This is a genomic window from Donghicola mangrovi (assembly GCF_013377535.1).
GTDB lineage: Bacteria > Pseudomonadota > Alphaproteobacteria > Rhodobacterales > Rhodobacteraceae > Donghicola > Donghicola mangrovi.
Window position 1 is genome coordinate 1 of sequence record NZ_JABCJE010000002.1, and the last position, 16,104, is coordinate 16,104.

The window sequence follows — 16,104 nt, forward strand, 5'->3', positions numbered from 1 at the left end:
AGCCAGGAAAGACTACCCGAAAACTCCAGCTTCAAATGGTCCAGTTTTCAGCAGGCAGAGCACTGTTCAGTCGGTGAAAAAGCTCCTGCCACAACAGAAGAGAACCACCAAGAGGCATCAACCTGCTGTGCCCTATCTTCGAGTGCCGGAAGTAATGAACATCATCTATCCGAACGCGATCGAGGTGAGCGCGGGCCGAAGCGCATTAGCATTTGCCATTCTAACGGCAGCACGATCGGGAGAAGTCCGGAAAATGACATGGGATCAAATCAATTGGGAAGAGGCCTTCTGGCATATTCCTGCCGCCAACACGAAAACAGGTGAAGCCCACACTGTTCCGATCAGCACGCAGGCCTTGGAGGTATTAAAACAGCGCCAAGCGGTAAGCGAATGCGAAGGTGGAGAGGTCTTTCGCTCTCGTAATCGAGGCCCTCTCAGTGACATGACGCTGACAAAAGTACTACGTGATAATAATATTGAAAGCGACGTTCCTGGTCGAACTGCGACAGCCCACGGCTTCAGGTCATCGTTTCGAGATTGGGCTGCAGAGAATGGATATTCGTTCGCTATCGCGGAGTTCGCGTTGGCACATGCACTTAAAGGAAATGCTGTGCGTCCGTATTATCGAACCCGCCACTTAAACGAACGAATTGGTATGATGCAGAAGTGGGGCGACTATGTTTTTTCGGCATCGTCTCTTTGGAAATCTAGTGGCAGTGCGCTCAAAGGTAAGACTGCTTGATGGTTTCTTGTATTCCTTAACGATCAGTTAAGATTGCGGCGGTAAAAGGGGTTATACCAAGAGGAACCCTATGATGGAGTACAGAAAACTAATTAAAATTAAAGATGTCTGCGCGATCACTAAGTTGAGTCGGGCAACGATATATAGAAAGCAGCAAGCAGGGGATTTTCCATCTGCGATCCAACTCAGCGTTAGAAGCGTCGCATGGTACGCAGACGAGATTGAGGTGTGGCTAGGATCAAGGCCTCGATCCGTGAATGCAGACGCTGCCAACATCTAATTGCTTTGATGGCGAGCATAATCCGTCTGCTAGGGAGGATTTTAAGCCGCAGAAGTGATCATCCAAACGAGGTTTGCGGCTACCCGAACGACGTGTTTCTTGCTTCAATCTAAGCCAGAAGATCAGCATTCTCAGGCGTTCGATTGGATAGAGCAATAAATAATACTCGTCTTCTATTTATGTGATCTGGACAGGTGTGGATGTGATCATTCAACCTGTCCACTTGGGACCGCTAGTTTGAACGTGGTTCAACATCCCTCCAATGCTTATTACTTGGCAGAGATTTTGCCCTCCGCGCGATGTCGTTGAATGACACAGGCATAAAATCCCAAACATCTACACCGACGTTCACCGAGTTATTCGAGCCTTTCCAGTTGTTATGGACGTGGCCGAACAACTGTAGCGCCCCTTTCCGTGCATGATTCCACGTGATCATCGGGTAATGACAAAGGGTGTTCGCCTGGGTGTTCGGTCCATCATGGAGTTCGACCAGATGAGACACGGAGGCCCAAGGCAACTGAAGCGTTGGCCCAAGATCGTGGTTCCCCACGATCAGGTGTTTCTCTGCCCCAGGAAGCTGGAGAAAGATTGCCTGCAAGTACGCAGGGTCTTTAGCCTTCGCACCGTAGGCAAAGTCGCCCAAGATCCAGAGATGGTCTTCCGGCCCAACAACCTTCCACATATTCTCAATCAGCGTCGCATCCATCTGTGAAACAGATGAAAACGGACGACTGCAATAGGACAAGATGTTTTCATGCCCGAAGTGGGTATCGGCTGTGTACCATATGGTCATCAGCTAAAGCCTCTAGAGTGAATCACAAGAACTCACTGCCAAAATGGGAGTAATGGAGCAAGCTGTTTTTCCGGCGCTCACCTGTCAATTGTGCCAGGCTTAGCAGAACACTATTGCAGTACCGCTATTGCTGCGCTTCTGCCCCATAGTTTATCAATACGTTTATGAATTCGAGGATATCAAATGACGAAAATATTGACCCTACAATCAGATTTCGGCCCCATTGACATTGAGGTGGACGAAGAGACCGCGCGTCAGGCGGTTTCTGACCTACCCCAAGGCACGATCCGCAAGGGTGTCACGCCGATGTCAACAGACACTGACGGGACCGATGCGAAGGTCACTGCGAAATTTGACTCGGCTATGACGTCACTCAGCAATTACGCCAAAACAGTCCAGCAGATGGTCGCTAAGCTCGACGTTACACCTGAGAAAGTCACCATCGATGTCGGGCTTAAGTTCGCCTGCGAAGCAGGCGTGGGCTTTTTCGCCATCGCGAAGGCCGAGACCACGGCTGACATGAAGGTTTCGCTGACTTGGGAGCCTAAGAAGGGCCGCTGTAGATGATCCACTGGGCTGCTGCAAACGCTGTTGGCGAGGTGTTCATCAATGGTATCGTCAAGGGTCATTGCGTGCTCATCGGTCCGTATATGGCGGTTACCTGTGCCCATGTCTTGTCTGACGCAACCGTAAAGCCGGACATCGAAGCAGTGCTCAGGTTCCCCCGCCTCAACTTTGAAGCCAAGGCGACGATCAGCGGCTGGCGCGCCTTCGACCGCTCTTTAGCCCCAGGCACAGATATCGCACTTCTGACACTCGCCGGCGAAGCGCCTGCCAATTCTTGGCGTCCAATGGAGGCGCGTCGCCCCGTTTACGACGCCGATGTCGTTTCCCTAGAATACCTGACAGCGCGATGCGATGGCGATCCCCGCGCGGCAAGTGTGCAATATGGCGAGGGAAGTGTGATTTCTCTCACCGGGCGTCGCTTCAGTGATCCGGGTATGAGCGGAACCGGCCTGTTTTATTGTGACCAAGGCGAGCGGCTTCTTGGGATCGTCGCTGGTCGTCCTAAGTCGGAGGGTCAGACAGAGGCCTACGCAATCCCTGCAGACGAAATTCAGAAACTGCTGGCTGACTGCGCCGATAAGCCGGTCGTTGACGTATCACTAGATCTCTTTCAGGTGCTGACCGAGTGCTTCCTTGCTGAGGTCTCAGAAAACCTTCACTCCCTGGTTCAAATACATGTCCAAGCCGCGACCAAGGTGCTAGGTAAACCATCGGAGGTTTGGACCGAGTACGATATTCAAGATCTTTGTTGTCTGCATTCGACTATGGAACGCGCTGGATACGGAGGAGTTGGCCTGCCCAAAGGCGTCGCAGAGGCTTTGACCTGTCTTTCAACTCTGACTGCCGAACTGACATACGACGCTGATCACTGCCTCGTAGCAATTCCCGTAGACGTTGAAACTAGACAAAAACTCGAAGCGCTGAAAAACAATCTAATTGCGTTCCGACAGTCACCTTTTTTTCCAGAGCAAGCAACTCAACCTGCGGACACATTGATTCTCGAAATCTCGACAAGTATTGTGTTCGAGCACTTATTGCCCCTGCAACTGAGCAACTGCAACGCCAACTTGCAAAAGGCCGCTGGGGATGTCTATTGCGGTCTGGGGCGAGTATTGCCCGCACTGCTGGGGCGGCGGGCAGACTTGCTGCCGCCAGGCACAATCTTTGCCGACAGTTTGGAACTATGGGCACCTGAAATGGTGGTGATGCCGATGGGACGCTTCTTAATGGGATCTCTGGAGCATGAGGAAGACCGTGATAACAATGAAGGCCCACAACATGAGGTGGTGATCGACCGGCCCTTTGCTCTTGCTCGGTTTGCGCTGACTTTTGAGGAATATGACCTATTCAGCGAGGCGGCCGGACGATCAAAGCCAATAGATGGGTCTACGGGACGGGATCGGCATCCGGTGTTCAATGTTAGTTGGAATGCTGCGCACGTGTGGTGCGACTGGATCAGCAGAAAAACCGGTGCGACTTGGCGTTTACCTTCGGAAGCCGAATGGGAATATGCCTGCCGTGCCGGAACGCGGACGCGCTATTTTCACGGGGATGAGATTACAACAGATGAAGCCAATTTTGATGGATCGCAAATTGGAGAAACATATCGAATGAAGATGACACCAGTCGATCATCCTGAGTTCCGTGGCAATGGGTTTGGTCTTTGGCAGATGCACGGCAATGTCTACGAATGGTGCGCGGATGACTGGTCTGACGATTACTCGTCCCCGCGAACTCAGCTAGCTTTGATCGAGCAGCCCCGTACCGTTTACAAGGCGATTCGCGGAGGATCAAATAGTAGCCATCCAAGGGACCTCCGGTCTGCCAGCCGCGACCGGTACTATTCCTCCAACAGCAGTTATAGCGTCGGGTTTCGCCCCGCCAGGTCACTTTTACCCCTCTAAACTAGAGTAATTTTTTCTTTAAGATCTGGTGTGAGGCCGCCAGCGAGTCAAATGATCATCTTTGAAATACGTAACAATCTCAGGCGTCGTGCCCACCGCCCTGAAGCCAAGCCCGACATGGGGTCGTACTTGTCATAGCCGCAACCGACAAAGAGGCGTGCTTGCGGGGCGGACCAGAGATTGGTGCTCCTGTTGTCAGTTTCGTTCCTGTAGTGGTTGGCCGACAGTAGGACCTCTTTTACGAATTCATCGAGCGGATCAAGAAACGGCCTGGCGAAAAGTTAACTGGTCAGGTTGCCGATGGGCAGAGCACTGCGTCTCTGTAGTGAGGTCAACAAGTCGTCGCCCACGAAATGCAGGATGACTAGTTCCTGCGGATGTGACCCGTCAATGATATACTCTGTCCGCCAAAGCGTCTGTCGCAAGAGATGCGTCGATTTATGTCAGTTCCCAGACATCTATGATCGATCGCCGGAAAGTGCCGGTAGATGTCGCAAAGAAGAACTTAGATGCAGGCGCGCCAAAAGTGTTCGTAGTTTTCGACTACGCGATGTGTACCTTTGCTTAGACGTTTAGCGTGCCTGTCATAGCTGAGGCCACCTTCGCAAAACGGAGCCATCATATGACATAGGGCGTCACGGACTACACTATCCCGGAACGGCGCAAAAGCTTTTCCACGGTCGGCACAACCACATCTGAAACTATTTCATGCGTTCCGGCGCGGACCTGTATAGAGAGCATTGCCCGTTCTCGCATCCCCCTTAACAGAGGTTAGGCGTAGAGCTGTGCCAGATCGCTGGAGCCTTCGACCCCAACTCCCTATTGCAAAAAAGTAACACTAAAGGGGTAAAGGCGTCCTCGCGGGGCGGAATCCGATGTTGACGTCAGAGCCGAAGGGCCAGATCTCGTTGCGTTTGGCCGATCGGAGTTTCCTTGGACTATCCAGCCAGGAACCGCCGCGGGTCACCCGGCTGAGGCATTCCGAGTGATCCTCGGCAAGACGCGGTGCATCATTTCCTTCATGTGAGGAGTAGGTGTAAAAATAACAATCCTCCATCCATTCCCAGACATTGCCATGCATATCGGAAAGCCCGAAGCCATTCTCAGTATACTGGCCGACCTTGGTCGTGCTGCCCGCAGACATGTTGCTGTTTGTTTGTTCATGATCCCATTCGTTGCCCCAGGGATAGGCAGTTGACGAAATGCGCACGGTTCGCATGCCGTTTTCGAATACCAAGGGGCCAGGGACACCAGCAACTGTCGTAGCGCGAGCTGCATATTCCCACTGGGCTTCTGACGGGAGGCGGTACAGATACTCGTCCGGGACGTGCGTGTTGAGCCATGCAATGTATTCCTGCGCATCGTCCCAGGAAACGTTGATAACCGGGCAGGAACCTGCCCTGCAGTTTTCTCGCTTCGGATTGGGGTTAGTTCGGCAGCCACCATCTTGTACACAGGCTCGCCATTGATCAAATGTCACCTCAGTGTGCGCAAGAGCGAACGGGCCGACCTTAATTTCTGTAAGTGGCCCTTCATCCCCGTCGCGGTCCTTCTCAGTGTCAGGCGATCCTATGGTGAATGTCCCGCCCGGAATGACGATCATGTCGGGGCAGTCTGTGCAATCGCGAAAGGTGGAGAGTGGTTCGGGCAGAAGATTAGTTTTTACTGCATCCGACGTTACCTGCCCCTCCGAGTCTGTAGCTTTGGCAGCTGGGGCAGCAATGGCCTGCACCTCAGAAGAGGAAGACGCGCCATTTAAAGAAATGCTAGTGTTCTTAGTCTCTTGCCACAATGCAGAATTAACCACAGCGACACCGGATGCTGCCCCTATGGAAGCGGCCAGCTTCAACCAAAGCTTAGCGCCGCGCCTCTTCCGGGAAACGTCAAACGTCAAATCAGGTTCGGGCGTCGCTGTCGGTTTTTTCGGCACAGCCTCATCGGAGATCTGAGCATCTCGGACCGAACCAGTTGATTGGTCCAAGCCTGAGGTGATCTCCTGCGCTACTTCCCACAGCAGGTCTTCGGTCTTGTTCAAGCGCTCCCTGAGAACGCGCTCTGCATCCTGAGCAAGTCGACGATCAGAGCCACTGCATAGCCGTAGAAGCTGGGCGACGGCCCCCCGAACACGCAGAACATCTGTGTCGAAGAGAGCATCCACGACGTCAGGCGGTAGCGGTTTGCGTGGATCGGGATTGCGCGCGATCATCAAAGGCTTGTTCTGAGCCGATTTCCAGAGTTGCGGTCGCATCGGCACAGCGTCTTCGCCGACCCTACGCACTAGATAGTCATGTAGATCGTCGACCGTCACCCCCTCCTTATCTGGTGCCGCGGCCCCAGTACGCAGAGCTTCGACCATGAACTCAGTATAGATCGAACGACCGTCCCGCTCGTAGGCGCTTTCGTTGGCCGCGGATGCCGCCAGCACAAATCGACCAGTCCCACCAGAGTTCAGTACATCGCTTTCGCTTAACGTTTTTACCCCGTGTTTCGGTGTCATACCGCTATCGATGAAGGCACCACTGTGGCAACAGTCGAAAATCACGATCTGGCGCTGCGACGGGCTGTAATCCATCTCGTCCCGGATGAACGCAGATTTCAGCGAAGTACCGCGAATGAAATTCAGTTTGGTCCGGCGCAGTGCTAAGTAGAGGTCATGACCGTTTGTATCCCGTAGTCCATGCCCAGTATAATAAAGTAAGACGGTATCGTCCTTCTTGGCGGACTGAAAGAGCTTCTGGATGGCGGCCTGGATATCCTCCAGTCCGAGATCCGCCTGCTTGTCGACCTCGAATTCGCCATACTTGCGCAGCACATCGCCCAAGGTCTCCACATCATCCCAAGGGGCTGACAGGGGTGCGAGACGTGTATCCTCAAATGTGCGACTTCCAATAAGAAGAGCCAGTCTTCGGGCCATTCGAATTCCATTAATTAAAATTTCTTGAGAGCACCACTATCAACAGCTCGACTTGATTTTCCAAGGCGTTCCTGAGAACTATTTTCGAAATATAATCCGATTTTCCGATAACTTGGAGTGCAGGGAAGTGTTGGCACTTAGACAAGTACCAAACGTGTACGCCCATTCCGCAAGCATGTATTTGACATCCAAGTTTGATCTTTCTGGAGCCAGACTGCTATTAGCGTTGAACTTCACACAATGCACATGGAATATCCACAGTTCCTTCCGAACAGATGCACGCGAGGCAACCGCCCCAGACCGGACGCTCAGCTCGCCTTGTCGCGTTGCAACCTGGAATGGCCGGTATTGAGAGATTATAAATCATATAAGAAGCGGGGGAAGTCAGAAGACGTGAAGAACCAGCCGCGCTTAAGGAAAAGAGGGTCGCATGGGACAGAGCGTTGCAGTCTTGATTGGAAACGTTGAATACGATGAGTTGTCAGCTTTAGCATGCTGCGCCAACGACGTGGCCCAAATGCATATATTGTTAACAGAGACTAAAAAATTTAGTCAAATTATACAGTTCGTCGATGAACCGGTTTCCTTCGTGAAAGATGAACTGCGCAAGCTGACGGAGTTGGAGGGTGGATTTGAAGAGGTTTTCCTTTATTTTTCAGGGCATGGGCTATCGAACTCTGATGATTTCTATATGTGTTTTAAGGGCTTCAAAGAGTTTTCCCCAAATTCAACCGGGTTGTCACGGTCAGATGCATTTGAGCTGGTGCGGAACTTCAATGCCAATCTATCTGTGGTCGTTATTGATGCGTGTGAAGCTGGTCGAAACTTGATCAAGAACGACGTGCCGCCTCTTGCGCGAGCAATGAAGTCGGGATTCACGAACTTTGTTCAGATTTCATCATGCACAGAAAATCAATTCTCGTTGGCAGGGGAAAGCATTAGCCTATTCACGGAAGAGTTCATCAAGGCTTGTCTTTTTAAGGAACAGGGTGCCGTATATTATACTGACGTGGAAAACGCGTTGCGCGATGCTTTCTTGAGGCATCCTGGACAAACGCCGCATTTCATTAGGCAAGGTACATCTCAGGAGAAATTTTGCGATGATGCCAGTCGGCTCAATGAGTTCCGAACGGGATTTTGGGCGTCTCAAGATGAACACGAAACACAGGAGGAAACAGCCCCCGCAGCTACGGCGATTGCTTTGGCAAAGGCAGTCATCGAGAATATTGAGACCAAAGTGCCTTCGAAGGAAGATGCACAAGCATTTATTGACGGGGTTTTCAAGACGGCCTTAAACCGCAATAGCTTGGCGCCAGAGATCGCGGATTTTTTTAAAATCCGCACAGTAAAATATGATGACTTTCACTACGTGCAAAACAAAAAGTCAGTGATCAGCCTATTGAGTCGTCGGGGTGGTTCTGACTCATTTGTTGAAAGTGACGTGACAAAAAAGAAGCGGCGCCAGCCGTTTGGAGAATTCGGTTTAGGAACTCTCGCTTTTCTAGGCATGCCAGACGAATACGACGAGACATATCACCTGCTCAACCACAGCAAATTGGAAGCCGTTCATGTCGGTATTTATTTTGAGCCGAGTTATATGGCGCTGAACAGGATCTTCTCAGAGATTGTGTTTCTGCCCCGACTGACTGAGTGCTTGATCCTAACCTGCAACTCAAAGGAGCGGCGCTCTGGTTGGGGATCCTTCAATGAATATGAGGGTACCAAGGAATGGAAGTGGTCGCACCATGCGTGGTCCGACGACCCTGCAGAGGTCGCTAAAGAATATGTGTCTGACCCATTTGATTTTACAACAGCGTATGTTCTTTCGTTTGGTGAGCAGGGATGTTGAATTGCGCCAAACCCCAAGATTTATGACTAACCTCATGGCGAGAATGACTATCTTCTTTGGGGATCGGTGGTCCGTCGCAAGCCTAGAAAATTCGCACATTTCGCCTAGTGAATTGTGCGCCGCGAATGCGATTTGCTTATTTCGAAGAATCGTAGTTTCAACAGTGTTTCCTACACAAACTTTTTTTTTGTAGGAAAGGCGCGCATGGCCCTGTTGCTGATAACCGTCCACTTCGGCAAGCGCCGTTCTTCAGTCCAGATACCGCTGCAGCAGATTAAGCGGTTCGTCACACAACTCCTTCGCCCACGCGCAGAACTCCAGAACATCCAGACGCCGCTCGCAGAGTTCGACTTTCGCCACATATGATGGCGGCTTTCCCAGTATTGCTGCCAGCTGAGCCTGTGACAGACCTTTTGCTTTGCGCGCTGCGACCAGAGATTTGATCAGGTCGCGATGCGCCTGCGTGTGAAGGGTGCCAGCCATATTGGGGTCCGTAATGTATCGACAGACCCTCCTACGCTCGATATTCAATACTCCCAAAATAGGAGCGATTCGATGCCTGATCCTGACTCGACCTTTGTGGCGGATACCCGCATTTGCATGCCCGGTGGCTTTGCCCTTTTCATGCTTCGCTGCCGTGGAAGCGCCCCACCCGAAGACATTGAGATGCTGCTGTCCCTTGGCCTCATTGCTCAGACACCTGTTGGACCGTTCCAAATCACTCAGAAAGGACGCGATCTGACGGATCCTCATCCTATGGGCATGAACGAAGGCAGCCTTCTATCCATGTCGTGCATTCTCCACATGCAGGGCATTGGCCCTCTGGAAGTTATGCGGAAGCGTGCTGAGAGCGTCATCACGCCCGACAGCTTTCTACCAGACGCCTACATCTGCAAGTTCCAAAGTCGGCTCGCAGAACTGACGCAGCATGGCCTGACTCGCTATAAGAGCGATGGCCCTTCGGCGTTCAAATAAGAGTAGGTGCCTTAAGCCCCGACAAAGTTCGGAGCGATCATCGCGGCGCGACAGACTGTTGCACCGATGTGGGACCGTCACTGCTTCTTGCAGGCCTATCTTCTTGGCCTTGGCAGAGGTCAGAATTCTCTGGAAGCGTCGCGTTCACGGTAGATCCAGATTTCAAGGGGTTTCTAATCGGTGCAGGTCCAGCGAAGAGCTTTTGGCGCACGCTCTCTAAACCGGAGAGCACTTTCTGAAGCACTGAAAGTGGTTGCGCTGCGCGCCGAATGCGCGCTTCAAATTGCACAAGGAAGTCTTGCAATCCATTGAGCTTTGGCTGGTCAAGACGTGCAGTGCCTTTAGCTGAACGGGCTTGGCTTTGATGTGGTGACGGTAGGGTTATGGACGCGCTTTCAATTTTTGTAGCGATTTCCCCAATGCCCGCATCAGTTGGTCCTGTTTCTCCATGCGCTCCAACAACTGGGCATTCTGTGCCTGCTGCTCCTTCAACTGGTGCAGCAGCGGGTCCAACGCTCGGCTGATCTGGAAGGGCAGTGCGTGTATCGCCTGAAGCACCTCTTGCTGCGCCGCCGTGTTCGTCACCAAGTGCAGGGCCAATGGCGCGTTCAAGGCTGCGCTCTTTTGCTTCGCTGAGTTTCTGAAAGTCTCGGTCTCTGACATAGGAAAATCCTCTCTTCTCTAAATTCTTCAATGAAAAGCCCCGTCCAAGCGCGGACGCGGTTAAAACATGCCCGTCTAGGCCAAAGGCAAAGCCAGAGAGCCTGCCAGTCGTCGTGGATATATTCGGGCGCACATCGTCGCCGCAGCCTTCTAGGGCATCAACGAAATCGGATGCTGTGATGGGTGTCGCGGTCAGGTCTGTCAGCAACTGCTGCAGTTGCGCTTTCGATGAGATTTCGCCCTTTTCAGCCAACATCAATTCACCGGATTTCGGAGCGGCGATGTGATCGGTGTTGCGATCTGGTTTGAGCAAATGGGATGGCGCGACCGGGATCAGCTTGAAGGTCGTTTCAATCTCTCGGATCAGCGATTCACTGCGGCGGTAGTCGTGGCTGTCAGAGACGACTGTGCCATCCAGCGTGATCCGACTTGCCGCGATATGAATGTGGTCGCCATGGCAGACGGTCACGTAGGCCTGAAAGCCCATCCCCTTGGCCCAGTGGTCGCCGATGGCTGCCCACTCCTGATCGGTCAGGTCGCGGTCTTCTACGGGCAAGGAAATGGACATGTGCACCGTGTTTTTTGAAAGGGAGGGGCGCAGCTTCTTTAGGGATGAAAATTGTCTCTTGGCCGAAGCCCCATCAAACCCGAGTGTCCCGCCAACGATCGCAACCTTTGGCCGAAACCGACCTTGGTTGTCATTCGCGCCTAGAAGGTAATCAACAAGACCACTGGCATTGGATCCCTTGATGAGCTTACCTATTGCCATGACCGCCCCCGATCAGGCGCTCGCGGACCTCTTTTAGGTCTCCCGACAGGCGGACAAGCGCACGGGCAAAGTCTTAATGGTGAGGAAGGCGTCCAAGGTTTGCGTTGTGGGCAAACTGGTTTAGAGTGGCAGCGGTGCGGGCCAATTGTTCCCAAGCCAGCTGATTGATCTCAGGGATCGGTCGAACAACTGCTTTTCCAAGAAGACGACGGCGAGCGAAGTCCGAAAGCTTCGCACCTGCTGCCTTTTCTCGCAGTCGAGCTAGTTCGGCTTCGGTGAGCCTGATATTTAAATAACGGCTGCGCGTTTCCGCTGACTTTGGCCTGCCGCCTTTCTTCGCTCGTCCCATGATCGCCTCGTGAAAATGCAGGACGCTGGCAGAACCCCCAAGAGGCACCGCAAGACGTCCGCACTAGGCAGATAGGATTTGAGGATTAAGAGAACGTTTACACTTTTTGTGGGCGGTGATGCCTTAAGGCAAAACCAAGCATAGATGGCGGATCAATCGCCCAACAGCAAACAACAATAGGGAATGCAAGCGAGGCGCGCACTCCCAATCCGGCGTGAGAGAGGCCAATGACGGCGAGCGTTTTTGTGTAACAAAAACATGGCTCGCTCCCCCTACGTGTTCAGGGAAAAGGGGTAGCTGATAGAAATCTAAGTTGGTCGATATCATAGAAGAGTTTGCTACTCATATATATTTGAAATTGGCTGCTGTAAGAGTTGGTGATCCATCCTGAAGTCAGCCTTAACCCATTACTTTGGCCGCATCAGTTAAGAAGAGTATAAGCGGTTCCTTCCTGAAATAGGGCATCGTACCCCCCCCAAAAAAAAACCTCCCCAAGCATCAGAGGTCGTGCGGCTTGTCTGAACAGCTTTCGGGTGCAGCGTCGTGCGAAACGTTGTCGAAACCTTCATGCGCTATCTACTGGGTGCCACTCTACCGACAGATATGAGGGTGGCATGGTGATGCCGAAATGTTTGAGAATGTCTTCGAGAAATTATGTGATGAGTATGCGCAGGCTGCTGCTGTTCAACCGGGACGGATCCCGGATTTTGTCTGGGTTGCGAACTCAGACAAAAAGGTTTTTAGGGTCAACAAACTAGAGAACAATATTTGGACCTATCCCTATCTTCAGGCCAACTACAGCGACAAAGTCAATTCTATAATTGTCGATGTAGATTCGATCATTTGTATCGAAGCCTTGAAGAGCCATTTGCCCTTGAACATGTTGCCTGCGTCGATCACTGGCAAGTTAGCTCCATGTGGTGCGAAGTTCATTCGCCCGCATATTCGTTTCAACCTGAAGGTGCCGGTTCGCAAAAAAGACAAGGCGGTGTTTGAAAGATTGAAATCTGTGACACAGGCTTTGCAATTGGCGGTGCAAAAAACTGGTGCGGATGTTGATTCAGCCACCCCTCCTTTGATAACAAAGAACCCGTTCTCATCGAACTGGGATGCAAAGTTTTTTGGAGACGCTTCAAAAGTGCTCTGGGAACTGGATGAGTTCGAGGAGATGCTCTCAGTACCTCACCGCCTGATTAGAACGAAGGGAAACAGCAACAAGACCAACGTCAGATCGTCACCGCTCTGTGATGAAGAGTCTAGAAACTGCGGTCTTTTCAATGCGGTGAAGTCGGAAGCGTATGCGAACCGAACGCATTGCCAGAACTCACAAGAACTCTTCGATTATGTCCATGAAAAATGTCGGGTGCATAACGCAAAATACCCTCGCCCCTTGAGCGCTTCTGAAGTCAAGGCCGTTGCGAAATCTATCACAAAGTGGACCTGGAACAACTATAAGCCAAAAAACCTCTCAAGTCGCTATGTTTACGACAAGGGCGCTGCGCGGCAGTATATACAAGAAGAAGACAGTATACGTCAGCGTCAATCAGTTGGGGCGTACTTTTCGCATATGAAAAGATCCAATGATTCCTTCGGAAAAGTCTATCAGGCAGTTCAGGAATTGAGAAATGATGGCGCAGAAGTGACGCGAAATGCTGTTATCAAGAGGTCAGGTTTGACTAAGAAAACAGTAAGAAAGTACTTTGAGCAGGCCCGAGAGTTCGGACCAGAAGGGTTTTCTTCACGAGGTGAAGAAATTTTAACTCAAAGGCTATCTTCCAGCCCTCAAAATCTACGTAGTCATAAGGGGACTTAATGGTGAAATCCCCCCATTTTTTGAGAGCTTTTTGGTAGATATTAAATAGAAATCCCCATTCCCTGCACAGGTGTCATCCCGCCGTTTTCGATGTTGGGCCTTTAAATCGTTGTAGGACCGACGACCTGCCACTGAACATATCGTCCAGTGGCGATATGACCTTGATACGTAGTCGTCGATTGGCGCGGGTTGAGCAATCGCCCATCGCGCGGGACTTTCATCGTTAACAGCGGTGCGGGCGGTTGTGTGGTTTTAATGTTCGGGCATATTTCGGCGGCGAGATCACCGATCTCCATCTGGTGCGGTGCACTCATGATCTGGACCTATGTGAAACGAGACTTCTTTATCGGAATCTCCTCGCTTATCCTGCCTGGAAAACTATAGGTATTAATCTCTAGAAATCTGGGGGGAGGGATATCAAGTAAGCCGCCGAAAAATTGCCACATTTCGACTCAATCATATACCCCATGTGAATAAAATTTGAAACTCTAAGTTGCGGAATGAGATTTAAATGACAAGCGATTTAAGTGTATTAGGGTTTGGCCAATGCGGCAGCAAAGTCGCGGTCGAACTTTCCGCGAACTTTAACCCAGCTAAAATCCTGAAAGGTGAGGGTATTTTTGAGCTTGCGTTTAAATATGCAAAGGAGAGGGTCACAAAAACGCCTGCCTTTAAGGGCGGTGATTCTTCGCCTGCATTTTACATTGCGGATTTAAACAGCAACAATGATTTGTATGTGTACTTCGCAAAGGCTCAGGCAATTTATGAAGTAGCTAAGAAGAAAAAGAATTTTTCTGAACTGGAGATAATGGAACATATCAACCAGAAGAACCCTGGCTTTCTGGATGATGGAGATCTTCAAATAGTATCAGAAATCAGAGAAAAGGGCGAAGCATTTAGCTTGGTTCAAGCGCTTCACTTCGAAATTAAAAACAAGCCACTCCTTGATCAGACGGGAGCAGGAGGAATTCCGTATCTGAGCGAAGCAATAGCGGAATCCGATGATCATTTGCTTAGTGCTATCGATCAAAGGCATAAAGGTGCTCTGTTCGGTGTATTTGCGATGGGGGGAGGAACAGGCTCTGGTAGTCTCTATTCGGTTTTAACACGTTACAGAAAAGCAGTTGGTCGATACACTGTTGGCGTCGGAATTCTACCAGAAAACACGTCTAAAAACCCCGTAGCAAACTCTGGCCGGTATCTTGCAAAATTCATGGGCGCTTTACCGCAAGATAGGTATCACACCCTGTTCTTGTTCAGCAATCAAGCGGCAAATGAGGCATTGCAAATATCTGACGCCGGCCCGGAGAGTGATCCGATGTCAATCATCAATTCCTATGTGTCCAGATTTGTAAAAGACTTTTCGAACATCAATAGCAGCAAGACAATAACAAAGTTTGGAAAGGATTTCGACCCGCGAGATGCATCGTTGTTCTTAAACGGTGTGTGTAGTGTTGGGCATGCTAGCAGCAATGATTTCAACGCTCGTGATTTGTTCTCTAAGGCAATGTCGCCACTAGCCTTAAGTGCTAGCGTTGAGGAGGGGCTCACTGGCCTATCAGTAAAAGTGACCAGGAAAAGCGAGACTCAGTTGGCCAATAGAAGCATCGAGAAGCTTGTTGAATCAATCTGTCGCAATCTTTTTCAAGGCGATGAGCCAGATGCCGACGAAGTTGAAGCTTTAATGTGTGCGACGCCCTTTTATAGAACGATAAAATCGGTATATGTGTTCATATTTTTGAGAAATTCAAGTGACTCAAATAATGCCTTTAGTGCAAAGCAGGCAGTAATAAATTTCTTCAAGGCAATTGCGGGTTCTGAGGTGTCGGTTGAAATAAATTGCTACTATACGCCAGAATCAAAGGAGAGCCAGAGTTCTGTACTCGTGGCCATGAACGGGGCGTTCTCTTTTGAAATGTATGAAAGCATGATGGGTTACGTTCAGGAAGCCTTCTTCGAGCAACCAGTTAGCCCAGGTGTTTTCAAAACTCCCTTCGACACAATCCTAAGAGATATTCAGCATTTGGACAGCCTTCAGGCTATGAACCTGATCCGAGAGCGGGTGCTCGAGATTACAAATGGCGACCATTTCCGATCAGCGGAGTATCAGAAGAATATTGAAAAGCTTGGTATAGCCACACATGCAGAATTCAAAAAAGTTCTGACTGCAGAAAAACTTGAGAAGCTTTTAGTCAATCGAAACTGCGTAGAGCGTGCGCTTATGAACATTGCGGTTAATTTCACTCTTGGAATGCAAAAGCAGGAAGAGGAGGTAGATCCCTTTAGTTCGTTCTCTAGTGCGAGGAAACGCTCTGGGCAGATCTCTTCGGTTTAGCGGGAAAAGACTGAAAACGCGGGTTCTGTTAAAGACTGACATTTCCCGCCACGAAGCACAAACTTTTAGTTGAATGCTAGTAGCCAGCAGGCATGTTTCAATACATGCAGTCGGTTCCGCCACGTTTAGAGGACAAGTTCGGCATGCAGGG

13 protein-coding genes are annotated in these 16,104 nt (G+C 50.7%); 8 read left to right on the plus strand and 5 right to left on the minus strand.

What is annotated here, in order from left to right; translation table 11 throughout:
- Together HJ536_RS04550 and HJ536_RS04555 are read left to right on the plus strand one after the other, a co-directional pair.
- The coding region (locus tag HJ536_RS04550; protein WP_177156840.1) for a tyrosine-type recombinase/integrase at positions 1 to 742 on the plus strand (742 nt) is incomplete at its 5' end.
- 73 nt (positions 743 to 815) lie between these two features.
- On the plus strand, positions 816 to 1,022 hold the full coding sequence (locus tag HJ536_RS04555; RefSeq protein WP_177157308.1) for a helix-turn-helix transcriptional regulator: 207 nt from the start codon (positions 816 to 818) through the stop codon (positions 1,020 to 1,022).
- A gap of 232 nt (positions 1,023 to 1,254) precedes the next feature.
- Here the strand turns inward: HJ536_RS04555 and HJ536_RS04560 are convergent, their stop codons facing one another.
- On the minus strand, positions 1,255 to 1,815 hold the full coding sequence (locus HJ536_RS04560) for a metallophosphoesterase (RefSeq protein ID WP_177156841.1): 561 nt from the start codon (positions 1,813 to 1,815) through the stop codon (positions 1,255 to 1,257).
- Between the two features lie 183 nt (positions 1,816 to 1,998).
- On the opposite strand from HJ536_RS04560, the gene HJ536_RS04565 reads away from it, so the two are divergent.
- Both HJ536_RS04565 and HJ536_RS04570 read left to right on the plus strand, forming a co-directional pair.
- Positions 1,999 to 2,382: a CU044_2847 family protein gene (locus HJ536_RS04565; protein ID WP_177156842.1), complete on the plus strand. Its 384-nt coding sequence runs from the start codon at positions 1,999 to 2,001 to the stop codon at positions 2,380 to 2,382.
- The gene (locus HJ536_RS04570) at positions 2,379 to 4,286 is read left to right on the plus strand and encodes an SUMF1/EgtB/PvdO family nonheme iron enzyme (RefSeq protein ID WP_177156843.1); all 1,908 of its coding nucleotides are present in this window, start codon (positions 2,379 to 2,381) and stop codon (positions 4,284 to 4,286) included. The genes HJ536_RS04565 and HJ536_RS04570 overlap by 4 nt, the downstream gene beginning before the upstream one ends.
- 838 nt (positions 4,287 to 5,124) lie before the next feature.
- Here HJ536_RS04570 and HJ536_RS04575 read toward each other — a convergent pair.
- Positions 5,125 to 7,200 carry a caspase, EACC1-associated type gene (locus HJ536_RS04575; protein WP_177156844.1) on the minus strand — a complete coding sequence of 692 codons (2,076 nt, stop codon included), beginning with the start codon at positions 7,198 to 7,200 and terminating at the stop codon, positions 5,125 to 5,127.
- Between the two features lie 430 nt (positions 7,201 to 7,630).
- Here HJ536_RS04575 and HJ536_RS04580 point away from each other — a divergent pair, with 430 nt between their 5' ends.
- The gene (locus HJ536_RS04580) at positions 7,631 to 9,049 is read left to right on the plus strand and encodes a caspase family protein (protein WP_177156845.1); all 1,419 of its coding nucleotides are present in this window, start codon (positions 7,631 to 7,633) and stop codon (positions 9,047 to 9,049) included.
- A gap of 249 nt (positions 9,050 to 9,298) precedes the next feature.
- Here the strand turns inward: HJ536_RS04580 and HJ536_RS04585 are convergent, their stop codons facing one another.
- Entirely contained in the window at positions 9,299 to 9,532 is a 234-nt protein-coding gene (locus tag HJ536_RS04585) for a helix-turn-helix domain-containing protein (RefSeq protein ID WP_177156846.1), read from the minus strand.
- A gap of 72 nt (positions 9,533 to 9,604) precedes the next feature.
- Between HJ536_RS04585 and HJ536_RS04590 the strand changes: the two genes are divergently transcribed.
- Positions 9,605 to 10,024: a hypothetical protein gene (locus HJ536_RS04590; RefSeq protein ID WP_177156847.1), complete on the plus strand. Its 420-nt coding sequence runs from the start codon at positions 9,605 to 9,607 to the stop codon at positions 10,022 to 10,024.
- Between the two features lie 37 nt (positions 10,025 to 10,061).
- Here the strand turns inward: HJ536_RS04590 and HJ536_RS04595 are convergent, their stop codons facing one another.
- Both HJ536_RS04595 and HJ536_RS04600 read right to left on the minus strand, forming a co-directional pair.
- Positions 10,062 to 11,456: a relaxase/mobilization nuclease domain-containing protein gene (locus HJ536_RS04595; protein ID WP_177156848.1), complete on the minus strand. Its 1,395-nt coding sequence runs from the start codon at positions 11,454 to 11,456 to the stop codon at positions 10,062 to 10,064.
- Positions 11,457 to 11,529: 73 nt separating this feature from the next.
- Positions 11,530 to 11,805, minus strand: a complete 276-nt coding sequence (locus HJ536_RS04600; RefSeq protein ID WP_177156849.1) for a plasmid mobilization protein — start codon at positions 11,803 to 11,805, stop codon at positions 11,530 to 11,532.
- Positions 11,806 to 12,433: 628 nt separating this feature from the next.
- Here HJ536_RS04600 and HJ536_RS04605 point away from each other — a divergent pair.
- Both HJ536_RS04605 and HJ536_RS04610 read left to right on the plus strand, forming a co-directional pair.
- Complete coding sequence (locus HJ536_RS04605; protein WP_177156850.1) at positions 12,434 to 13,618, plus strand: primase C-terminal domain-containing protein; 1,185 nt, start codon at positions 12,434 to 12,436, stop codon at positions 13,616 to 13,618.
- A 511-nt stretch (positions 13,619 to 14,129) separates the two neighbouring features.
- Positions 14,130 to 15,953 carry an FtsZ/tubulin family protein gene (locus tag HJ536_RS04610; protein WP_177156851.1) on the plus strand — a complete coding sequence of 608 codons (1,824 nt, stop codon included), beginning with the start codon at positions 14,130 to 14,132 and terminating at the stop codon, positions 15,951 to 15,953.
- Positions 15,954 to 16,104: the final 151 nt, after the last annotated feature.